Below are 21,364 nucleotides of genomic sequence, written 5' to 3'. Positions count from 1 at the left end.
TGCGACGGCACCAAGGACGCTCTTCCGTGGCGCGCATATCGCCGGAACTGGCTTGCCGACAGCGCTTCGATGTTGGGCGGGTCTTCGGCAGACTTGATCGCCTCCAAGATCAGCACGGCCGCCAGGTAACTATGCGCTTCCCGTGAGATAGCCCCTGAGGAGATGCTGCGATCACTACCCAACCTGCGGGTGAATGGTTCTGGGACGTCACGGTGGTCTTCTCCGACCGACGTGGCGCCGCGAAATCCCTGGAAATTTGGCCGCCGTTCACGCACGAATGGTCCACGAGGAGATCGCCACGGGATGGGAGTGGACGACGCTTCCCCTCGGTCATCGCAATGCCGTCGCGCAGCCGCTGCTCACCTGGCAGGGCACCGAGCCGTACCTGCGGACCATCATCGCCGAGATGCAGCTCCGGCCGAAGCTGAAGGTGACTGATGCATCGGGCAAGGTATGGACGAACGCGGACCTTCCCAAGGAGCTCAAGACGGCCCTGGACGACGGCAATCTGGAGTACGCCATGGTGAAGGCCACAGACGGCGGCGGTAGGTACGCTGGGGCTGTGCTCGAATTCTTCAAGATCTGGCAAAGAAGGCCGTGTCCGTGATCGTGGCGCGCCAGGACTATCCGAAGGACGAGATGGCGGCGGTGGTTCCCGTCATGGAGGAGTCACTGTCCTATTCGCTGGAGAAGATCGAGACCTCGCACAACTCCAGGTCGGAAGCGATCATGGAGTCGCTGAACGTCGCCCTCGTCCGCTGTGTCGGGGACCCCACTGCAGGCACGTTGGAGACCTGGGAGTCCTGGCTGCTGACCATGCAGGTACATTCGGCCGTCTTCGCCGCCGCCGATCCCAACCGGGAAACGGTCACCTGCAAGATCCGCCAGGAGGAGCGCCACCTCGCCACCACCGGGCCGCAGACCTACCTCAACGCGAACACCTGGCTCAACGCCTTCTATCTCGCGGTCATCTGCCGTGAAGCAGCCCGCCTCGACATGCTGGCCCGGATCCCGGTCTCCCTTCTGCGCGACTTCGGCGGCGCCCTGGACGAGTACACCTACGCCTGGGTGGAGACCCTCCAGAGCTTCTGGCTCCGCCGGGACGACCTGCGCACGCACCTGGTGCGCGCCGTGGACCTGAGCGCTCCCGAGCACGCCCGCGTCGTCGACGCGGAGACAATGATCAAGCTCAAGTACCCGCCGATCATGATGCTCTACCGGTACCTGCGCAACGACGTCGCCGGCTTCAACGACGCCCTGGCCGACGCCATCCGCTGGCACAAGGAGTACTGGACCGCCGACGAAGACCGCACCGAAAACATCCTCGGAATCGTGGCCCTCGCTCCACTGGCCATCGCCAGCCTCGCGAAGGCCAACGGTATCCCGGTCGAGGTCGAGACCGACTATCTCACCGAGGCCCTCCTCGAACTCGCCTGGGAAGGCGAATTCGACGCCTAACCCGTCGCGAAGGCCCGCACCACGGAGCGCGGTGCGGCCCTTGGGAAATCACAAGCCCCCTTCGCTTCGGGTGCGGCTCATTTGCCTGGGAAGAGCGGCGGGTAGAGGAACGCAAGGACGCCGAGACCAGCCATGGCTGCCCTGCGATACACCAACGTTGCCGCGATCACTGTGCTGGCGACGGCAATCTGGTGGGGCAAGTTCATCGCCTTAGCGATCAGAGCGAGCCCTGCAACAAGACCAACAGCGACTGAAAGCCGTAGCGCCTCATGCCGTGGCTGAGTGTCTTGAAGATCGCCTGGGTCCAGCAGGGCACCGCCCTTCCCCTCTGCATAACGCTCGCTGATCTTCAACATCATGCGGGCGAGATTCCGCGCAGGCACTCGCCGATGCGCAAGAACACTTCAACAAGACGGTCGGCGAAGGCGTCTCCAACAACACCAAGCTCGGCGAAGCCCTAGGTGAGGAAGCCGCACGTCGGCACATGCTCCTGCAGAAGGAGTTCGAAGGGGCCCACGAGGTCACTGACCTTCCCGAGACACCCAACGGCTCGAAGAGGTTCGACCAGCTCTGGCGTGACAAAGAAGGTAACCTCATCATCGTCGAGGCGAAGGGCCCGAACGCACGGCTGGACTGGCGCCAGGGCAACGGTGCGCTCGACAGGCACACCATGGTGAAGCAGGGAACCATCGAGTACGTCCGCACCATCTGTGCCGATATGGAGCAGCGCGCCTTCGTGTCGCCGAAAGACGCCCGGTACGCAAAGGAGATCAGAGCGGCCATCGAGAACAAGACCCTGCGCTACGTTCTCGTCCAGGCCACCGAGAACACCGGTAAGTATTCCGGCGCCGAACTCAAGTACTTCAAGATCTTCTAAGGAGAAACGCGTTGGTCTCGAGCATCCCCCGCCACCCCTTTCCCACAGGGAACGCGGAAGACGGCCTCGCTGTGCTCCAGGAGAACGCTCAAGAACTGATCGACGGCCTGGAAGCAGGCACCGCCAACCTGGGCGATGCCTTGGGCACCACGCTCACCCTCGCTGAAGCGCACTGCCTGATGGATCCGCGGGCCGCGGTCTTCCCCACGTGGGACGCCTGGGTGAACGCGATGCAGGTCGGCTCTGCCCTGTTCGCTGCTGCGACCACGACCGAGGAGCACGTACAGTGCCGCATCGCGCACAAGGACCGCACGCTCCAGGCCACCGGCCCGCAGTGGTACGTGCATCCAGGCTCTTGGCTCAGTGCCTTCTACCTGGCGGTGGTGTGCCGGGAGAAGGAAAGGATCACAGCCCTGTGCCGGGTACCTCTGTCCCTGCTGCGGGAGAACGGCTCACGCTTCGAGGAGCACGACTACGCCTGGATCGCCACCCTCCAGACATATTGGCTCGGAGGCCAGGACCTCGTCTCAAACCTGGTAACCGCAGTGGACGCCACCGCCCCGGAAGTCGTCAACGACTCTGAGACGGTGGGCAAGCTGCTATACCCCCCAATGGAGATGTTCCACCGATTCATCCGCAAGGACCAGGACGGCTTCAACCGGGCACTGGCCAACGCCCTCCAGTGGCACAAGGAGTACTGGAGCGAGGAGGAACGAGCCTTCCAGATCTCAGGCCTCGTCGCCCTCGCCCCCCTCGCCATGGCCTGCATCGCCCACGACGCGGGTATCCCCATCGAGGTCGAGTCCGAGTACCTGCCCGCCGTCCTCATCAAGCGCAACTGGTGCGGCGAGTTCCCCACGTAAGCAGGCTGCCCAAGCAGCAACGGCCGCTGTCACCCGGACGGCGACACGACCCACAACACGAGCCCCGGGCCCGTTCGTGCAGCAGCCGGCGGGCGCACGGTGGTCCAGGTACGGGGACGCCGGCGCGAGCCCACCAACCTGTTCGTGGCGCTCGGCCCCGCGAACCGGGAGTCTGCTGTCTGCTCCGCCATGACCTCTCCGCTCTATAAGGCTGAGGAGCTGCTCGTGGGCGGGACGCCGAGATCGCTGCGGAGCTCCGCACGGCATTGCGGGAGGGGAAGCTACAGTACGTTCTGGTGAAGGCGAACGACCCGATTGGCTCCTCCTACGCTGATGCCAAGCTCGACTATTTGAAGATCCAGCTATAGGGGGCAAGTGAGCAAGCGCATTCCCCGCCATGACTTCCGCACGGACAACGCGGCCGAAGCCATGGCGCCAATCGTCAAGAGCGCCAAGGAGGTGCTTGACGAGCTTGAGACGTCGGAGTTCGACCGCTTCGACGCGTTGGGCTACACGCTGACAAAAGCGAAGTGGTACTGCTTGACGGATCCCACAGCGTCGGAGTTCCCGACGTGGGAGGCGTGGGTCACGGCTATGCAGGTCGGCTCCGCCCTGTTTATCTCGGGTGCGGCGGCCGAAGGTCCCGTGCCGTGCCGGATCGGGACCGAAGGGGAGGTGAAGAATCTTCCCGCGACCGGACCGGAGGAATACCTACACGCGGGAAACTGGCTCACCTCCTTCTACCTGGCAGCGATCTGCCGCGAGAACGAGCGCCTCAACCAGCTGGCCCAGGTGCCCATCTCATTCCTCCGTGAATCCGGTGCGGAGTTCGATGAGTACATCTACGCATGGGTGGAAACCCTGCAGAACGCCTGGTTCCGCCGACCGGAGACTTGGGCCACGCTCGTCACTGCGATCAACGGAACCGACCCCGAAACCGCACAGATCGCCAGCAAAGAGCTAATGCTGAAGATCCTGTACCCGCCCCTTGAACTCTTCCACCGCTATCAGCGACAGGAAGTCGACCAGTTCAACGCGACGCTGGTCGACGCTGTTACCTGGCACAAGGAGTACTGGGCCGCGAACGAGGCACGTTCCCTGAGCAGCGAGGGCCTGGTTGCTCTCGGCCCCCTGGCCATCGCCTGCATGGCGTATGACGCCGGAATGCCGATCGAGGTCGAGTCTGAATACCTGCCCAAGGAACTTCTGCAGTTCGGCTGGGTCGGCGAGGTCGACGCTTGAGCTACGACCGGCCGATCACAGAACTCACACCGCTCAACTACCGTATCTCTACGGCGCGATGACGGCCCATGCCCCGGAGTAGTGCTTCGCGTGGGTTGCCTGGTCCCACAGGCCGCGGTCGCCGCCCGCAGTGTGGGCAGCGGCGAGGGCGACCTCGGGTCTCGATGGCGACCCCCTGCGCCCACACCCGCTTCAGCTGGTAGCTCACGGTGGAGACGGAGATCCCGGCAGCGGCTGCGAGTTCGCGCAAGGCTCACAGGACGGCCAAGGCTCCCAAACCCTCGAAGAAGAGGGCCAAGGCATGGTCCAGGTCAACCGTGGATGCCGTCCGGGCGGGCCTCCAGGATCGATACCACGTCGCGGTGGACCTTGACGTCGGCCTCGGCCTTCGCCAGGGTGAGGCGTTCGGCCTCGCCGAGGAAGACTTCGACTTCGATGCCGAAGTCGTACACGTTCGCCGACAGCTGCGGTGGGACTCCAAAGGAAGGCCGTACTTCTGTCTACCGAAGGGTGGCAAAACGCGAATCTCTCCTCTCTCCCCCAATCCCGCCAAGCGCGTCCAGGACCACCTGCGCCGCTTCCCTTCGACCGCCTGCACACTCCCGTGGCGCAACCCCGAGCCACCGACGACCGAGCTGGAAGCGCGACAGCGCAAACCGATCACCGTCCGGCTGGTCCTGAGCACCTCGCAGGGCAATCGAATCAACCCCTCGATGTGGAACAAGCTGAGCTGGCGTCCAGCTCTCGCTAAGGCCGGGCTTCTGAAGGCAATCGGAGAGAAGACGCACGGCGGCCGCAGCCGGCGGTACCCCGTCTACGAACTCTCGCGCGCGGACATTCTCCACGCCATCCGGCACACGTACACGAGCACCCAGCTTGAGGCAGGCGAGTCAATCGTGAGCGTGTCGGAGTGGCTAGAGCACGTTTCGCCGCAGACCACGCTGAAGCACTACGCTCATTCCGTACCCGGGGCGGGCAAGCGGGGCCTCGCCGCCATGGACGAGTGGTTCGACCAAGATCCACAACTGAATGTCCCTGAGATGTACCTAGGCGCCCGGAAGCCCCCGACGGGCTATGAACCTGTAGGTCAGAACGGTATCCGCGCACGCTGACGGCATGTACGACGAGTACAAGGAGCCGCTGTACGCCGCTCCCCCGCTGCTGGCCCGCATGGTGGATGCGGGGCGGCTGGGGCGGAAGACTGGGTCGGGGTTCTATACGTACTGACATCCGCGGTGGTGCGGACGGCGGGGGCCTGCTTCCAGTGGTGAGCGTTCGCTTCAGCTCATGGGGAACTCAGCTCATGAGGAACGCCGCGTCCCAGCCGTTCGCGTCGTCGGGTGCCGCTCCCCGGCGAGCGTCGGCGTAGCCGGCCAGGACGAGGGCGATCCCGGCGGCGCCGTCCAGCAGGCCGGGGCTGTCGACCGGGTCCGCTGCCGTGGGTACGGGCGGCGGAACCTGCCGGTAGCCGAAGGCGGACCGGGCGTCGAACTCCGCCACCAGCTCTCGGGCGATGCCGTCCGCCGCCGCCCACAGCTCGGTGGATCCGCGGGCGGCGGCCATTCGGCAGACGGTGTGCAGGATCCCCGCACGGCCGTGGCAGAAGCCCGGGTCGGCAGACACGGCCGCGTCGCGCGGGCGGCGTACGAGGGCGCGGACCGCGTCCTCGGCCAGGGCGGTCATCCGGTGGTCGCCGAGCGCCTGCCCGGCCAGGTGCAGGGTCCAGGCGATACCGGAGGTGCCGTAACACCATCCCGGTGTGCTCTTCTTGCCTGCGGCCCGAGGTGGCTCCCCGGCCACTTCGGGGTACGCGGCGACGCGGCCGGGCCACTGGGGGCCCAGGTCGTCGGTGTGTCCCACGCCCAGCACCCAGTCGGCCATGCGGCGCACGGCGTCCCGCATCCCCGGCACCCGGTGGCCGGAGCGGTACGCCAGTGACATCAGCGCGAGCGGGCCGCAAATCCCGTGCGCGACGCCGACGTTGAGGTCGCCCCTGGGAAACTCCGCGCGGTCGCGCGAGGTGAGGTACCGGTCAGGGGCGCACCACCATCCCGGAATCTCGCTTCCGTCGCCTTCCGCGGGCCGGACGGAATGCGTCATCCCGACCAGGAAACGCAGGACCTCGCGGAGCACCTGCGCGCACTGTTCGTCGCCGTGGCCTGCTGCCGCCAGGAGGCCGCGCGCCTGCCCCGCCAGGCCCGAGATCACGTCGTAATCGCTGTACGCCAGGCCTGGGCCGCGCTTCTGACGCTGCGTCATCAGACGCCCCAGACAAGCACGGACGTATGCGGCGTGCACCTCGGCGCAGCGCGCCAGCAGCCGGGTGTACCCGCCGTGCGCGTTCGCGTGCAGCCGCGCGGGCAGCAGCAGGTCACCGACCGCGGCCGGGCCGGCGTCGGCCGCTGCCGCCACGGCCGCCGCGAGGTGGGCGTGCCCGACCGCCGCGTACTGTACGTCGTTCCGCGCGCACCTGGTGTGCAGCAGCGCGATGCCGGGGTGTCCGAGCAGCATCGACGTGGGCTGCCAGGCGGGCTGCGGCACCTCCGGTGGCAGCGCGGCGAACGCGGCGCGGGTGGTTTCCGCCACCCGCTCCGGCGAGCCGAGCAGGTCGGCGACGCGGTGGGCGGTGTCCGATGCCGCGTCGCACAGCGCGTGCGGTACGGTCATCCGCTGTTCCGCATCCGGCCGCGCCACAGCGCGAGCGCTTCGCGGGCCGTCACGTGGGCCGCCAGTTCTTCGTCGCGGCGCGGGCCGAGCAGCCGGTTGCAGTGCATGTGGGCCAGGCTCAGGGCGGTCCGCGCCCTCCGGCCAGGGTCCGCCGTATCGGCGGACAGCGCCTCCCGCAGACCGGACAGCGCCGGGCCGCGGAGGCTCTTGCCGTTCATCGCGGCCGACGGCCGGGGCCTTGCGCGGGGGTCCAGCTCAGCGGCGACAGCCTGCTTCCGGTCCCGCGGTACGTCGCCCCGGCGCGCCAGCACCGACGGGGTACTGAGCCAGTCGAGCGCCTCGTCGGGGTCGCCGAGGCGGGTGACGATGTCGAGGATGCCCAGCGCGGCCGTCCGCACCGGGTCGTCCGGCCGGCCGGAGGCCAGCAGCGCGACGACGGACTCACTGTCGGCGTGGAAGAAGCGCTCGGCGTGACCGATGGCGGCCGGGCCCCCGTACCGCTCGATCTCGGGCTCGTACGTGTCCAGGACCAGCTTCCCGGTCAGCCCCGCCTCCGCTCGCGCCTGCGCCCACGCGTGCAGCTCGGGCAGCAGCACCGGCCACAGGGTCTCCGGCTTGCCGTGGAAGCGCAGGCGGATGTGCGATGCCGGATCCTCGTAACGGAGGAAGAACCAGAGGTCGGCGCCCGCCCTGTGCAGCAGGCCGGGGTCGGTCAGCGGTCCGAGGTGGCGGGCCAGCACCTCCGGCTGGCGGGCCTCGGGGACGTAGATCTTCGCGTAGAGCCATGAGCCGCCGGGGAGGTGGGCGCGCGGTCCGTGGCTGCCCCCCGTCGGGGGCGGCACGGGGTGGGTTCCACGGGCGCCGTGTGCGGCGCCGGGGCGGACGCCGGTGGGCCCGGCGAAGACCGGAAAGAAGAACTCGGCCGCGTGCGCCCCCTCCCGGCCCCGCAGCCACTGCCGTCCCCCCGGGCCGCCGAACTGCTCCACCACGGTCAGTCCGGGTGCCCGCCGCACCTCGTCGCGGAACGCCAGGAGGTGCAGCGGGTCGTCGAGATCGACGGCGACGCGGTGGTCGGCCTTGCTGAGCAGGGTCTGCCGCGGCACGTCCCAGCGCCGCCGCCACTGCTCGACCTGCGCACTCCACGCTTCGTCCCCGCCGTCGGCCGCCGCGTGCAAGGCCCGGTCCGGCAGCCAGCGCGCCGGGACGAGCACGGTCCGGCCGTGCCGCACCCGCGGCAGCGCGGGGGCCGAGTCCCAGCTTCCCCAGCTCCACGGGGAGCAGAACGACCGTCCTTCCTGCCCGACCTCCAGCAGGAACCGTGCCACGTACGGGAGATGGCGGCTGCTCGGGTTGAGCATCGAGTACGAGAGCGGCCGCACCCTGCGGCCGGTCGCCGTGTCGATGAGCCGGAGGCCGTCCATGTCCGCGTACACCGCCAGGTTCTCCACGCGCAGATCGTGCGCCGTCTCCGCCGTGGCGGGGCCGACGCCCAGGGGGATGCGGTGGGGCAGCCACTGCGGGACGGCGGACACGTTGGCGGACCGCAGCACTCTGGGCCGGAAGGCGACACAGGCGGGGATCTCGTCGTCCGGCGCGGCGCGCCCGGTGCGCAGCGCCAGCTCCCGTACCCGCTCGGCGGACCGGCCGAGCACCGGCGCGAACCGGCTGAAGGTCGCTCCGGCCAGCGGGGACACCGCCTGGGGCGCGAGCACCAGATGGAAGTCCCCGCCGCACAGCGCGTCCCAGCCCGGTGCCACCAGCTCGGCGCCCACCTCCATGCTCCGCGGCGCCGGTCCCCGCTCCGCCGGCTCCAGCGCGCGTACGGTCTCCTCGTCCAGCACCACTTCCCGGGCGCCGCCGCGGACCGCGTCCATCAGCAGTTCGCCGAGGACACGGTCGCGCGACCCGTCCCCGGGGGCGGGCGGCGGCGTCCCGGGCCTGCGGTAGTCGCGGGGCAGGCCCAGGCCGCGGGCTTCATCGAGCAGTTCCAGGACCGGGACCGGCCGCTCCGTGCCGTACCGTTCGAGAAAGGCCAGGTGGTAGTCGCGCAGGTGCGGGCTGCCCCGGTATACGGGAGAGGTCCGCCACAGCACCGTCGCGGCCCGTTCGGCTTCCCGGGCCACTTCCTGCGGCAGGGTCAGCCGTACGTCCAGCCCCAGGTCCGTCTGGAGGACGTCCGTCGCGGGCGCCACGGCGCGCATTCGTTCGCGGACGGCGGTCAGCCGGGCGCGGCGACTGCCGGGAAGCGTGGCGTCCAGGCGCTTCAACTCGACTCGTATCGCCAGGAGTTCACGTGCGATCGGATGATCCGCCCCTCGCAGCCGGTCACATACGTGATCGAGAGGAGCGGTGCAGTCGGGCGGCGGCAGCAGGTCGCTGATCAGGAAGTGGCCGCGGACGAGCTGCGCGATGCTCTTCTCGATCGCGCCTTCCGGCGCCTGGGGGAAGTCCTGCCTCGCCGCTGCCACGAGTCCGGGAAACGGTACGGGGCGCGCCGCAACTGCCAAGAGCTTCCGGACCACCTTGGTGTGGCGCACCGATCCGGCCGACTGCTGCTCGCCGCTACGGTCGTGGTGATCGGCCAGTACGAGCCGGCCGTCCCGTACGGTGAGCAGATTGTTGGCCGTGAGCCGCGAACGTTCCAGTATGGCGGGGACGTCGAGCAGCGACTCCAGCACGCCGTCCAGCCAGACCGCGTCCGGCCGGGTCACGCAGTGCCCGTCACCGACCGGCTCCCGCGCGGGCGTGGGACCGAATCCGGCGAGCCCGACCCCGGCGAAGAGGCCGAAGGGGGTGGGGCGGTGGGTCATCCGCAAGTGGTACTTCGTCAGGGAGACCGCGATACGGCGGAGGGACTTGAGCCGGAGCCGGTCTCCGGCCAGAACACGGGCGGCCTCTCCCGCCAGGCTCGCGCTGGCCAGGCTCACCGCCTCCATGAGGCGCGGGTCGGCGGCGAGTTCCGCTATGCGCCGGCGCAGCTCGTCTTCTTCGTACGGGGACCCGCCGGGCGGCCGGAGCTGTCGGGCCGGGGCGTCGTCCGGGGGCAGCGGGAGGGCCACGGCTCGTACCAGGGCCACCGGTCCGCATTCGAAGTCGACGTCACCCGTACCAACCACGCTTGCCCCCGCACCGATCCACGCACCGATCCACGCGCTGCTCCACCCGGCGACGGTGCGGGGCGGCGGGGACGAGGCCCCGGCCACCCCGCACCGGTGGGTCAGCAGCGCCAGGAGGTGGCCGGACACACCTGCGTCATGAGCTTGGACTCCTGGGCCTCCACGGTGACCGTGGACGCGTCCATCGTGTCCATGTCCAGGTCGAGGTCGAATTCGTCCAGGCTGATGGTGACGTTCTCCATGGTGTCCTCCAAAGAAAGACGTTCCGTACCGGAGCAGGTCCGAGAGGCGCGGGGCCATCTCCGACCGCCGGGGTATTCCATCTGAGCACACAGATCACGTCAAGCACTCCTGTCCCAATCGATCTTGGTCCGGCGGGCGCCGGCCCGCGCTCCACGGCGCACGGCGCGAGGGCCGCTTCCCTGCTGGGAAGCGGCCCTCGCGCCGTCCTGCTCCACCGTGCCCCGGGCCGGATGACCCGGATGCACCGGACGAAAGATCCGCCCGCCGTCCCGCCCCGTGAGTGACGTCCCCCGTTGTGGTCCGCCCGCCGCTCGGGGGAAAGACGGCGGGCGGACAACCGGCCGATGGGCGCCCGTCCACCGGCAGCGGCCCCCGTTGCAGACCAGCTTCGAACTTCGCGCCCATGGTCGGGACCGTGTGAACGGGCCCGGTGCTGGTGCGCGGTTCACACCCCGTGTGAAGTCCGCACTCCCTCGGGGGCCGTCACGGCGGGTTACTTCACACGGGGTGTGCGCGGGCAACCCGCATATTCGTCCCGCACACGCTCCCGCCGTCCGTGCCGAGGCAGTTGACTGATGCGCGGATCGACAACGAAGTCCCGTCCAAGGAAGGAATGAGGAGCGGACCGTGACCGCCCACCCTGAACCCGATCTCGTCGCCACCGATATGGCGGAGCTCAGACGCTGCCTCGATGTGCGGACCGCCCGTGTCGACGGCCAACTGGCGCTGCTCGCCCAGCGGTCCGAACAGACCGAACGTGACGCGGGCGACTTGCAGGCCCGCGTCACGCGGTTGGAGCACGGCCGCTGGCCGCTGCCCTCCATCGCCGCACTCACGGGGCTCGCGGCGCTGGCGATCGCCGTATGGCAGGCGATGGTGCGCTGAGGCCGGCGGGTACGCGGCGCGCCTCGGCCGCCGCGGCCCGGGTCACCCCAGCCTGATGTGGTGCAGCAACAGCAGAGCGGCCGCCATATTGGCGGCCGGCACCTCCCCTCGCGCGATCATGTCGGGTACCAGTTTCAGGGGGACCCACTCCCGTTTGTCGGACTCGAAGTCGTCCTCGGGATGGCCCACGAAGGCGCCCTGGTCGGACCAGAAGATGTGGTGCCGGGCGTCGGTGAGGCCGTTGGACGGCTCCACCGAAAGGAGGTGTTCGAGGGGGCCGGGGCGCCACCCGGTCTCCTCCTCCATCTCCCGGGCGGCCGCGGCGGCGATGTCCTCGCCGTCCTCGACCACCCCCGCGGCCAGCTCCCATCCCCAGGTGTCGGTGATGAAGCGGTGCCGCCACAGCAGCAGCACCTCGTTGGCCTCGTTGACCACTGTGGCCACGGCGACGGGCCGCAACCGGATCAGGAAGTGATCCAGATGGCGGCCGTCGGGGAGTTCGACATCGGCGAGGTTGACCCGGAACCAGCGGTTCTCGTACACGGTCTGCTCACTGAGATTCTTCCATCGCACGTATGTGCCACCTTCCGCCGTTGGGCTGGCAAGGTGACACGGGCCGGCCTCACAGTGGAACGCGCAGCGCCTCGTCGATCAGATCGGCAGCCTCCTCGGTGGCGGTACCTCCGGTTTCGGACAGATGCTCGCGCACCGCCCGCAGCCGGTCCCGTAACCGCTGCGACTCCATTCCCCGCGCCTGTTCGGTCATCTGCGCGGCGTTGGCCACAGCCTGGTCCGCGTCCCCTTGGCGCAGCTCGATGTGGGTGAGCATGGCCAGCCGGTGGACCCGGCCCCGGTCGTGCGCGGGGGTGTCGACGGCGGCGTCCGCGTGTTCCCGGGCGGCCCGCAGGTCCCCCAGGCTCAGCAGCGCCTCCGCCACTTGTACGTTCACCAGGCCCGGCTGGACGTAATCCGTTTCGTCGGGTTCCTGACCAGGGCGTATGCGCTCGGCCGCCGCCTCCGCACGCCGGATGCAGGACAGCGCGCTCGCGCCGTCCCCCAGACGTGCGTACGCCTTGGCCTGCATCGCGTAGAGGTCCGCCGCGAGCGCCGGGGTGATCTGCGGCCCCGCCGTGCGCAGGGCCGCCTCCGCGAACGCGACCGCCTGGCGGTACTCCCGTACGAACAGGGACTGGTTGACCAGCAGCGCGATGATGTACGCGCCGAGCCCCCGGTCCCCGCTCGCCTTGGCCAGCCGCAGCGCCTGATGGAAGTAGCGCTGGGCCAGCCCGAGGGCGTCCGAGTCGTACGCACAGATTCCCGCGACGGCCACCAGCCCGCCGGTCGCCCGGTGGAGCTGACGCCCCGTCGCATCGGTGTAGCTGCCGCGCAGCAGCGGTGCCGCCTCGGTGTTGAGGAACCCGACGACCCGCGTTCTCGTCGCGATACCACCCGCCTTCCGGTACATCTGCTCGTAGTGCGTACGCGCCGCGCGGAGCATTTCGATGTCCGCCATGGACACCCGGGTCAGGCCGTCCCGGGACACGTCGGCGTCCTCGGGCGGGTTCTCCCACTCCCATACGGGGATGACCGCGGAGGTGCCGGTGAGGGCGGGGGCCGACAGGACGTGCGGCCGCTGCTGTTCGTCGGAGCGCCACAGCGCGGTGGCGCGTTCCACGAATCCGGAGAGCGGGGTGTCCGGGACGCGGCGCACTCCCGGCCGGCTCAGCCCGATGTCGTCGAGCCCCACGGCCCGGTGCAGCCGCTCGCTGAGGACCTCGCAGATCAGGTCGGGTACCTGGCCCCGTGGCCGCTGCCCCTTCAGCCAGCGGGCCACCGCCGTGTGTTCGTAGCGCAGTGCCAGCCCGCGCTGCCGGCCGAGCTGGTTGACGTGCAGGGCCAGACCCGCGTGCGAGATGCCCGCCTCGTCGAGAATCGCGTCGAGCAGGCTGTTGGGCTCCATGGTGCCCTCCCGAGGGCGCCGCCCCGCCCCCCCCGGCCGGGACGACCGCCCGTAGATTTGTCGACTCAACTACCCCTTGGGATCAGCGTAATGAAGCGCCCTTCACACGGGGTGTGAACCGGCCGCGCCGTCCTTCACTCCGCCCGGCCCGCCCGGACACGCCCGCGCGCCGAGGGGGCCGCGTCCGCCTGGGCGGGTACCCGCCAGCGGTCGTTGCACAGCACCAGCAGCGCCACATCGTCGGACAGCCGCCCGCCGACATGCCGCAGCAGCGCGGCCCGCAGGTCTTGGACGACGCGGGCGGGGCGGCAGTCGCGGACCGAGCGGACCGTGTCGTCCAGCGCCCGCGGTAGCGGGAAGAACGTGCCGTGGGCGTCCCGCGCGTCGGTCGCCCCGTCCGTGTGCAGGAAGATCGCCTGGCCGGGCAGCAGCGGCGGGCAGGTCACCACCGGCAGGTCGGCGGGCAGCGGGAAGAGGCCCAGCGGCGGCATCGGCTCGCCGGGCGCGTCCGGCAGCGCGCCCCGCCGGCTGAGGCGGTACGGCCACGGGTGCCCGCAGTTGAGGGTGCGTACGGCGCCGTCCCGGCCGATCTCCACGAGCAGCACCGTCACGAACTCCTCGGACAGCGGGTTGTCCGGCTCGCCGCCGCCCGACGCCGGGTGCTCCGCGCGCGCCCGCTCCCGCAGGTGCCGCTGCAGGGCACGCTCCAGACGCCGGAGCACCGCGCCCAGGTCCGGTTCGTCGTGGGCCGCCTCGCGGAAGCTGCCGAGCACGGCGGCGACCGTGCCCAGCGCGCCGATGCCGTGGCCGCGCACATCGCCGATGACGACCCGTACGCCGTGGCGCGTCGACACGACGTCGTACAGATCGCCGCCGACGGTGGCGGTCTCGTCCGCCGCAAGGTGGTCGGCCGCGACCACGATGCCGTCCACGCGCGCGGGCAGCGGACGCAGCAACACCCGCTGCGCGGCGGTGGCCACTTCCTTCGTACGCTCCAGCTCCCGCAGCAGGCGCAGCCGCCGGCCCGCGGTCAGATAGCTGGCGGCCACGACGACGAGGACGGCGCAGCAGGTGCCGATACGGGCGAGGGCGTGGGCACCCGGATCCCCCGTGCCCAGGGGCAGCAGGGCGAGCAGCGCGCACAGGCCGCCGAGCACCACGCACTGGCGCCGGCCGGTGCCGGCACAGGCGATGGCGGGGGCCGCGGCGAGGAGCTGGAGGAACTGGCCGTCGGCGGCGGTGCACCACTCCCAGACCAGTACGCCGAGGACCCACAGGCCGGGCAGCACGAGGACGAGCGCCCGCCGGGCCCGTGCGGCACACACGGGTGTGCCGCTCCGCCGCGCCCAGGTTCGGATCATGCCGATGCTCCCCCCAGCAACCATCGAGGCGGTCGGCCCGGCCCTCTTCCCCGCGGCGGAACCAGTTGTGTGAGCGAGCCGCATCGTCGCGCACGATTCTTGCGACCCGGCGTGGCCGGACGGACACTTTGCGCGCTGATCTCACCCGAACGGGTGACCTCCAGGGAAACGCGCCGGGGCCCGGGGATGAACCGTCGGTTCGTCCCCGGGCCCCGGTGGGAGAAGCGGTACGCGTGCTTACGCGCCGCGCAGCACCGCGCCCGTCCGCTCGACCGCGACGGCGACCGCCGCGTCCCGCGCCGCGGACGCCTCGTCGGCGGTCAGCGTGCGGTCCGGCGCGCGGAAGCGCAGCGCGTAGGCCAGGGACTTCTTGCCCTCGCCCACCTGCTCGCCGGTGAACACGTCGAACAGCCGCAGCGATTCGAGCAGGTCGCCCGCGCCGGAGCGGAGCGCGCCCGCCACCTCGGCGGCCGGGACCGACGCGTCCACGATCAGCGCGACGTCCTGGGTGGCGACCGGGTAGGTGGAGATCCGCGGCGCCTGGATCACACCGCCACCGGCCCGCTGGAGGCGGTCCAGGTCGATCTCCATCGCGCAGGTGCGCTCCGGCAGGCCGAGCGCCTTGATGACGCGCGGGTGCAGCTCACCGGCGTTGCCGACGAGCACCTCCTCGCCGTCGATCACGGCGAGCAGCGCCGCGCAGCGGCCCGGGTGCCAGGGCGCGTGCTGGTCCTGGCGCACGATCAGCTCGACCCCGGCCTCGCGCGCCACGATCCGGCCCGCCTCGATCGCGTCCGCCCAGTCGGCCGGACGGCCCTTGCCCCACCAGCCGGCCTGCTCGCGGGCGCCGGTGAGCACCACCGCGGCGCGGCGCGGCTGCTCGGGCAGCGCGGCGTCCAGTGCGGCGATCTCCTCGTCGGTCGGCCGGCGGTCCACCGGAAGCCGCACCGACGGCTTCTCGTCACCGGTCGGCCGGAAGACCAGGCCGGTCTCGAAGAGCGCGAGGTCGTGCGAGCCGCGGCCGTCGTTGCGCCGCAGCGCGCCGAGCAGGCCCGGCACCAGCGTCGTACGGAGCGCGGGCTCCTCGTCGGAGAGCGGGTTGACCAGCTTGACGGTCCGGCGGCGCGGGTCGTCCGCCTCCAGGCCGAGCTGGTCGAGGACGGCCTCGCCGAGGAACGGGTAGGTCGGTGCCTCGACGTACCCGGCGCCGGCCAGCGCGCGGCCGACGCGGCGGTGCAGCCGCTGGCGCTCGGTCAGGCCCCGCCCGGCGGGCGGCCGGGGCAGGGTGAGGGGCAGGTTCTCGTACCCCTCCAGGCGGATGACCTCTTCGGCCAGGTCGTTCGGGTCGGTCAGGTCGGGCCGCCAGGACGGCACCGTCACGACCAGCTCGTCCTGGCCGTACACGTCGCAGCCCACCTGCTGGAGGCTGCGCACGACGGTCTCACGGCCGTACGTGACACCCGCGACGCGGTCCGGGTGGTCCGCGCGCACGGTGATCGTGCGCGGCGCGCTGGGCGCGACGACCTCGGTGACGCCGGCCTCGGCGGTGCCGCCCGCGAGCAGCACCAGCAGGTCGACGGTGCGCTGCGCGGCGGCGGACGCGGCCTGCGGGTCCACGCCGCGCTCGAAGCGCTTGGACGCCTCGGAGGACAGCTTGTGGCGGCGGGCCGTACGGGCCACGGACACCGCGTCGAAGTGCGCCGCCTCGACGACGACCTCGGTGGTGCCGCGCACCTCGCCGGTCTCCGGGTCCGCCACCGGGTCGGCGATCTCGGTGTTGGCGCCGCCCATCACACCGGCCAGGCCGATCACACCGCGGTTGTCGGTGATGACCAGGTCCTCGGCGTCCAGCACGCGCTTCGTGCCGTCCAGGGTGGTCAGCTTCTCGCCGGCCTCGGCGCGGCGCACGCCGATCGTCCCCTCCACACGGGAGCGGTCGTAGGCGTGCAGCGGCTGGCCCAGCTCCAGCATCACGTAGTTGGTGACGTCGACGGCGAGCGAGACGGGCCGCATGCCGGCCTTCTGCAGGCGGCGCTGGAGCCAGATCGGCGAGCGCGCCTCCGGGTTCAGGCCGACGACCGTACGGGCGGTGAAGCGGTCGCAGCCGAGCGGGTCGGCGACCTTGACCGGGTAGCCGAAGGAGTTCGGCGGCGGCACGTCCAGCAGCGCGGGGTCGCGCAGCGGCAGCCCGTAGGCGATGGCGGCCTCGCGGGCGATGCCGCGCATGGACAGGCAGTCGCCGCGGTTGGCGGTGACGGCGATGTCCAGGACCTCGTCGACGAGCTGGAGCAGCTCGATGGCGTCGGTGCCGGGCTCGTACTCCGGCGGCAGCACGATGATCCCGCCGCTGCCGTCGTCGCCCATGCCCAGCTCGTCGCCCGAGCAGATCATGCCGTGCGAGACCTTGCCGTACGTCTTGCGCGCGGCGATCTTGAAGTCGCCGGGCAGCACGGCGCCGGGCAGCACCACGACGACCTTGTCGCCGACGGCGAAGTTGCGCGCGCCGCAGACGATCTCCTGGGGCTCGCCGGTGCCGTTGGCCTGGCCGACGTCCACCGTGCAGAAGCGGATCGGCTTCTTGAAGCCCTCCAGCTCCTCGATGGTCAGCACCTGGCCGACGACCAGCGGGCCCTTGAGACCGGCGCCGAGCTGCTCGACGGTCTCGACCTCCAGGCCGGTGGCGACGAGTTTGGCCTGTACGTCGCGGCCGGACTCACCGGCCGGCAGGTCGACGTATTCCCGCAGCCAAGAAAGCGGGACCCGCATCAGATCTCCATCCCGAAAGGCCGGGTGAACCGGACGTCACCCTCGACCATGTCTCGCATGTCCTCGACGTTGTGGCGGAACATCAGCATCCGCTCGATGCCGAACCCGAAGGCGAATCCGCTGTACTTCTCCGGGTCGACGCCGCAGGCCGTCAGCACCCGCGGGTTGACCATGCCGCAGCCGCCCAGCTCGATCCAGCCCTCGCTGGAGCAGGTGCGGCAGGGGCGCTGCGGGTCGCCGACGGACGCGCCGCGGCAGACGTAGCAGACCATGTCCAGCTCGGCGGACGGCTCGGTGAACGGGAAGTAGTTCGGCCGCAGCCGCGTCTTGATGTCGTCGCCGAACAGCGCCTTGACCATGTGGTCGAGGGTGCCCCGCAGGTCCGCCATGGTCAGGCCCTCGTCGATGGCGAGCAGCTCGACCTGGTTGAAGACCGGGGTGTGGGTGGCGTCCAGCTCGTCCGTGCGGTAGACGCGGCCCGGGCAGATCACGTACAGCGGCGGCTCGCGGTCGAGCATCGTGCGGATCTGCACCGGCGAGGTGTGGGTGCGCAGCACGACGCCCGACTGGTCCTCGCCGGCCGCGGCGTTCTCCACGAAGAACGTGTCCTGCATCGTGCGGGCCGGGTGGTCCGGGGCGATGTTCAGGGCGTCGAAGTTCAGCCACTCCGACTCGACCTCGGGGCCCTCGGCGACCTCGTAGCCCATGGCCACGAAGACGTCCTCGATCCGCTCGGACAGGGTGGTGAGCGGGTGGCGGGCGCCGGCCCGTACGCGGTCGTGCGGCAGCGTGACGTCCACCGCCTCCTCGACCAGCACCCGGGCGTCCCGCTCCGCCTCCAGCTCTTCCTGGCGGGCCTTGAGCGCCTGGCTCACCTGGCCGCGGGCCTGGCCGACGCGCTTGCCGGCCTCGGCCTTGGCCTGCGGCGGCAGCGCGCCGATCTCGCGGTTGGCCAGCGCCAGCGGCGAGGTGCCGCCGGTCTGCGCGACCTTCACCTCGTGCAGCTCCTGGAGGTCACCGGCGGCGGCGATGGCGGCGAGCGCCTCGTCCCGCATGCGGGCGATCTCTTCCGGTTTCAGGGCCTCGACCTCGACCGGGTCGTACGACTTATTGGGTGCGGACATCTCTTCCCGTGCTTCCGATGGGCTTGGCGCGCGGCTTGCCCCCGACGTGTGCAGTGCCAAAGGTGCCAAAGGTGCAGTCTACGGGGCAGGGCAGCCGCGCCTCATCCGAGCCCCGACGGGGGTGGGCCCGCCGGGCGCCGCTCACGCCATGAAGGCGGGCGTCCCGACGGGCAGGATAAATCGGAACCGGGCGCCGCCGGCCGGGGCGCGGCCGACCGTGATCGCGCCGCCGTGGGCCTCGACGATGCCCTTGACGATGTACAGGCCCAGGCCGGTGCCGCCGCGCTTGCTGCCCCGCCAGAAACGGGTGAAGACGCGGCTCATCGACTCCTCGGGGATGCCGGGGCCCTCGTCGCTCACGGTGACGCTCGTCCCTTCCGCTCCGGAGACGTCCGATGCCGGTGCCACCTCGATGGTGACGGTTCCCTCACCGTGGCGCACCGCATTTTCCAGCAGGTTTCCCAGCACCTGGTCGATCTTGTCCGGGTCGGCCCACAGATCGGGCAGCGGCTCGACCATGCGGATCAGGAAGCGGTCCGGCAGCTGGCCCGCCGTCGTCTGCGCCTGCACGTGCCGGCGTACGGCGGCGACCATGTCCACCCGCTGCCGCCGCACCTCCAGGCGGCCGGAGTCGATCCGGGAGATGTCCAGCAGCTCGGCGATGAGCCGGGTGACGCGGTTGGCGTCCGCGTCCACGGTCTCCAGCATCAGGCGCTTCTGGTCGTCGGTGAAGCGCTCCCACTTCTGCAGCAGGGTGGCGGTGAAGCCCTTGACGGAGGTCAGCGGCGAGCGCAGCTCGTGGGCGACGGTGGCGATCAGCTCGGCGTGGCTCAGTTCGGTACGGCGCCGCGCCTCGGTGCCGCGTAACGCGACGACCAGGCGCCGGACGGGACCGGCGGGGCGGGTACGGACGTAGCGCGCGGAGACCAGCACCTCGCGGCCGCCGAGCAGCAGGTTGCGCTCCGGCTGGCCGTTGCGGATGGCCAGGCCGCCGTACGGGTCGGTCAGCTGCCACCAGCGGCGGCCCTCGATGTCCTGGAGCGGCAGCGCCTTCTCCAGCGGCCGGCCCAGCGCGTCGTGCGGGTCGATGGCGGTGATCCGGGCCGCGGCGGCGTTGAAGCAGATGACCCGGCCGCTCTCGTCGGCGACGACCAGGCCGTCGGGCAGGTCGTCCGGGTCGAGCCCGGCACCGGTGAGGTCCGGGGCACCGGCGGGCACCGGACCGGGCGCGTCGCCGCCCTCCGGCCGGGAACCGGCAGCGACCGTGGAACTCCGCGCCCTCGTCTGCATTCCCGCTACCCCCTCCCCTTGCCACCCCGGGGACGCAACACTACTAGCCGCGGGAGCCGGAACGGCAGCCTCCGTCGGTGCGCTGGGCGCGGGCCGAGGCGTAGAGGCAGACGGCGGCGGCGGTGGCCAGGTTGAGGCTTTCGGCCTTGCCGTGGATGGGCACGCGCACCACCGCGTCGGCCAGTGCGCGGGTCTCCTCGGGCAGGCCCCACGCCTCGTTGCCGAAGACCCAGGCGGTCGGGCCGCTCATGGTGCCCGCGTCCAGGTCGGCGTCCAGGTCGGCGGCGCCCGCGCCGTCGGCCGCCACGATCCGTACGCCGGCGCCGCGCAGCCCCGCGACGACCTGCTCGACCGGTACGCCCACGGCGACCGGCAGGTGGAAGAGCGAGCCGACCGAGGCGCGCACCGACTTGGGGTTGTAGAGGTCCACCGAGGCGTCGGTCAGCACCACCGCGTCGGCGCCCGCGGCGTCCGCGCAGCGCAGCACCGTACCGGCGTTGCCGGGGTCGCGTACGTTGGCGAGCACCGCGACCAGCTTCGGGCGGGCGGCCAGGATCTCCTCGAAGGGCGAGTCCAGGAACCGGCAGACGCCGACCAGGCCCTGCGGGGTGACGGTCTGGGACAGCTCGGCGATGGTCGCGTCGGCGGCGTAGTGCACCGGTACGCCGGCCGCGCGCACCGCGCCGACGATGTCCGCGTGCCGCTCGGCGGCCTCCGGGGTGGCGAACAGCTCGACGAGTGTGCGCTCCCCGGCGAAGCGGTGCGCGACGGCTTCGCGTACGGCCTGCGGGCCCTCGGCGATGAACCGGCGTTCCTTGCCGCGGAAGTTGCGGCGGGCCAGCCGCCGGGCGGCGGCGACGCGCGCGGAACGCGGGGAGATCAGCTCGGGGGTGCCCATGGGCGGCGGCTCACTTCTTCGGATGTCGTCGGCGTGCGGAAGAGCGTGCGAAAGGGCTGCGGAAGGGCGTGCGGAAAGCGGCGGACCCGCAGGCCGGGGGCCTGCGGGTCCGTGCGAACGTGCCTCAGGCCGTGGTTCAGGCGGCCTTCGGGGCGTTGACGTCGCTCGGCAGCGCCTTCTGGGCCACCTCGACCAGCGCGGCGAACGCGTTGGTGTCGTTGACCGCGAGCTCGGCCAGCATCTTGCGGTCGACCTCGATGTTGGCCGCCTTCAGACCCTGCACGAAGCGGTTGTAGGTCATGCCGTTGGCGCGGGCAGCGGCGTTGATGCGCTGGATCCACAGCTGACGGAAGTCGCCCTTGCGCTTCTTGCGGTCGTTGTAGTTGTAGACGAGGGAGTGGGTGACCTGCTCCTTCGCCTTGCGGTAGAGGCGGGAACGCTGGCCGCGGTAGCCGCTGGCCTGCTCGAGGATCGCCCGGCGCTTCTTGTGGGCGTTGACTGCCCGCTTGACGCGTGCCACTTGTTAACTCCTTGTAGCGGGGCCGCGGTGGTCTTCACACGGCCCGAATCGACTGAGGTCCCGGTCGGGTCCTGGTGCCGCGCCTCGCGGCGGG

The 21,364-nt window shown here is 70.9% G+C and carries 20 protein-coding genes and 1 pseudogene; 8 read left to right on the top strand and 13 right to left on the bottom strand.

Annotated features, from left to right (window positions below):
- The first annotated feature begins 277 nt into the window (after positions 1 to 277).
- Entirely contained in the window at positions 278 to 607 is a 330-nt protein-coding gene (locus IH45_RS0119615; protein WP_030669617.1) for a hypothetical protein, read from the top strand.
- Positions 598 to 1,458 carry an immunity 49 family protein gene (locus IH45_RS0119610; RefSeq protein WP_234440595.1) on the top strand — a complete coding sequence of 287 codons (861 nt, stop codon included), beginning with the start codon at positions 598 to 600 and terminating at the stop codon, positions 1,456 to 1,458. Before IH45_RS0119615 ends, IH45_RS0119610 begins: the two co-directional genes overlap by 10 nt.
- A gap of 77 nt (positions 1,459 to 1,535) precedes the next feature.
- Here IH45_RS0119610 and IH45_RS1000000148780 read toward each other — a convergent pair whose 3' ends face one another.
- A complete protein-coding gene (locus tag IH45_RS1000000148780; RefSeq protein ID WP_158813149.1) occupies positions 1,536 to 1,817 on the bottom strand; it encodes a hypothetical protein in 282 nt (93 codons plus the stop codon).
- Positions 1,818 to 1,942: 125 nt separating this feature from the next.
- Here IH45_RS1000000148780 and IH45_RS0119600 point away from each other — a divergent pair, with 125 nt between their 5' ends.
- The 3 genes from IH45_RS0119600 to IH45_RS0119585 all read left to right on the top strand — a co-directional run bounded on the left by IH45_RS0119600 (position 1,943) and on the right by IH45_RS0119585 (position 4,440).
- Positions 1,943 to 2,335, top strand: a complete 393-nt coding sequence (locus IH45_RS0119600; protein WP_030669612.1) for a hypothetical protein — start codon at positions 1,943 to 1,945, stop codon at positions 2,333 to 2,335.
- 11 nt (positions 2,336 to 2,346) lie between these two features.
- Positions 2,347 to 3,198: an immunity 49 family protein gene (locus IH45_RS0119595; protein ID WP_030669610.1), complete on the top strand. Its 852-nt coding sequence runs from the start codon at positions 2,347 to 2,349 to the stop codon at positions 3,196 to 3,198.
- A gap of 375 nt (positions 3,199 to 3,573) precedes the next feature.
- Positions 3,574 to 4,440, top strand: coding sequence for an immunity 49 family protein (locus IH45_RS0119585; protein ID WP_030669608.1), 867 nt, complete (start codon positions 3,574 to 3,576; stop codon positions 4,438 to 4,440).
- A 37-nt stretch (positions 4,441 to 4,477) separates the two neighbouring features.
- Here the strand turns inward: IH45_RS0119585 and IH45_RS1000000151045 are convergent, their stop codons facing one another.
- The gene (locus tag IH45_RS1000000151045; protein WP_107058679.1) at positions 4,478 to 4,690 is read right to left on the bottom strand and encodes a winged helix-turn-helix domain-containing protein; all 213 of its coding nucleotides are present in this window, start codon (positions 4,688 to 4,690) and stop codon (positions 4,478 to 4,480) included.
- A gap of 112 nt (positions 4,691 to 4,802) precedes the next feature.
- Here IH45_RS1000000151045 and IH45_RS1000000147925 point away from each other — a divergent pair, with 112 nt between their 5' ends.
- Positions 4,803 to 5,552 carry a tyrosine-type recombinase/integrase gene (locus IH45_RS1000000147925; protein WP_199810689.1) on the top strand — a complete coding sequence of 250 codons (750 nt, stop codon included), beginning with the start codon at positions 4,803 to 4,805 and terminating at the stop codon, positions 5,550 to 5,552.
- Positions 5,533 to 5,667, top strand: a pseudogene (locus IH45_RS1000000146635) (3-hydroxyacyl-CoA dehydrogenase family protein); the annotation flags it as partial. The gene IH45_RS1000000147925 and the pseudogene IH45_RS1000000146635, both read left to right, overlap by 20 nt.
- 69 nt (positions 5,668 to 5,736) lie before the next feature.
- Here the strand turns inward: IH45_RS1000000146635 and IH45_RS0119570 are convergent.
- The 3 genes from IH45_RS0119570 to IH45_RS1000000148775 are packed head-to-tail and all read right to left on the bottom strand — an operon-like array spanning position 5,737 to position 10,465.
- Complete coding sequence (locus tag IH45_RS0119570) at positions 5,737 to 7,107, bottom strand: lanthionine synthetase C family protein (RefSeq protein WP_030669603.1); 1,371 nt, start codon at positions 7,105 to 7,107, stop codon at positions 5,737 to 5,739.
- The gene (locus tag IH45_RS0119565) at positions 7,104 to 10,352 is read right to left on the bottom strand and encodes a lantibiotic dehydratase (RefSeq protein WP_050514984.1); all 3,249 of its coding nucleotides are present in this window, start codon (positions 10,350 to 10,352) and stop codon (positions 7,104 to 7,106) included. Before IH45_RS0119565 ends, IH45_RS0119570 begins: the two co-directional genes overlap by 4 nt.
- Positions 10,325 to 10,465, bottom strand: coding sequence for a hypothetical protein (locus IH45_RS1000000148775; RefSeq protein ID WP_158813147.1), 141 nt, complete (start codon positions 10,463 to 10,465; stop codon positions 10,325 to 10,327). The genes IH45_RS0119565 and IH45_RS1000000148775 overlap by 28 nt, the downstream gene beginning before the upstream one ends.
- Before the next feature lie 628 nt (positions 10,466 to 11,093).
- Between IH45_RS1000000148775 and IH45_RS0119555 the strand changes: the two genes are divergently transcribed.
- Positions 11,094 to 11,351 carry a hypothetical protein gene (locus IH45_RS0119555; RefSeq protein WP_030595337.1) on the top strand — a complete coding sequence of 86 codons (258 nt, stop codon included), beginning with the start codon at positions 11,094 to 11,096 and terminating at the stop codon, positions 11,349 to 11,351.
- Between the two features lie 42 nt (positions 11,352 to 11,393).
- Here IH45_RS0119555 and IH45_RS0119550 read toward each other — a convergent pair whose 3' ends face one another.
- The 8 genes from IH45_RS0119550 to rplT all read right to left on the bottom strand — a co-directional run bounded on the left by IH45_RS0119550 (position 11,394) and on the right by rplT (position 21,270).
- Complete coding sequence (locus IH45_RS0119550) at positions 11,394 to 11,924, bottom strand: NUDIX domain-containing protein (protein WP_003985526.1); 531 nt, start codon at positions 11,922 to 11,924, stop codon at positions 11,394 to 11,396.
- A 49-nt stretch (positions 11,925 to 11,973) separates the two neighbouring features.
- Entirely contained in the window at positions 11,974 to 13,311 is a 1,338-nt protein-coding gene (locus tag IH45_RS0119545) for a tetratricopeptide repeat protein (protein WP_030669599.1), read from the bottom strand.
- Between the two features lie 134 nt (positions 13,312 to 13,445).
- The gene (locus tag IH45_RS0119540; protein ID WP_030669596.1) at positions 13,446 to 14,672 is read right to left on the bottom strand and encodes a PP2C family protein-serine/threonine phosphatase; all 1,227 of its coding nucleotides are present in this window, start codon (positions 14,670 to 14,672) and stop codon (positions 13,446 to 13,448) included.
- Positions 14,673 to 14,909: 237 nt separating this feature from the next.
- Positions 14,910 to 17,438, bottom strand: coding sequence for a phenylalanine--tRNA ligase subunit beta (gene pheT / locus IH45_RS0119535; RefSeq protein WP_030669593.1), 2,529 nt, complete (start codon positions 17,436 to 17,438; stop codon positions 14,910 to 14,912).
- On the bottom strand, positions 17,438 to 18,562 hold the full coding sequence (gene pheS, locus IH45_RS0119530; protein ID WP_030669590.1) for a phenylalanine--tRNA ligase subunit alpha: 1,125 nt from the start codon (positions 18,560 to 18,562) through the stop codon (positions 17,438 to 17,440). Before pheS ends, pheT begins: the two co-directional genes overlap by 1 nt.
- Positions 18,563 to 18,703: 141 nt before the next feature.
- Entirely contained in the window at positions 18,704 to 19,852 is a 1,149-nt protein-coding gene (locus IH45_RS0119525; RefSeq protein WP_030669587.1) for a sensor histidine kinase, read from the bottom strand.
- Positions 19,853 to 19,895: 43 nt separating this feature from the next.
- On the bottom strand, positions 19,896 to 20,750 hold the full coding sequence (locus IH45_RS0119520) for a TrmH family RNA methyltransferase (RefSeq protein WP_030669584.1): 855 nt from the start codon (positions 20,748 to 20,750) through the stop codon (positions 19,896 to 19,898).
- A gap of 136 nt (positions 20,751 to 20,886) precedes the next feature.
- Positions 20,887 to 21,270 (bottom strand): 50S ribosomal protein L20, encoded by a 384-nt coding sequence (rplT, locus tag IH45_RS0119515; RefSeq protein WP_003985533.1) that lies wholly within the window; start codon positions 21,268 to 21,270, stop codon positions 20,887 to 20,889.
- Positions 21,271 to 21,364: the final 94 nt, after the last annotated feature.

Origin of the sequence: Streptomyces rimosus subsp. rimosus, assembly GCF_000720725.1 — a bacterium.
GTDB classification, from domain to species: domain Bacteria; phylum Actinomycetota; class Actinomycetes; order Streptomycetales; family Streptomycetaceae; genus Streptomyces; species Streptomyces rimosus_A.
Note: the sequence above shows the minus strand (reverse complement) of the source record. Positions and strands in the feature narration are given on the sequence as shown.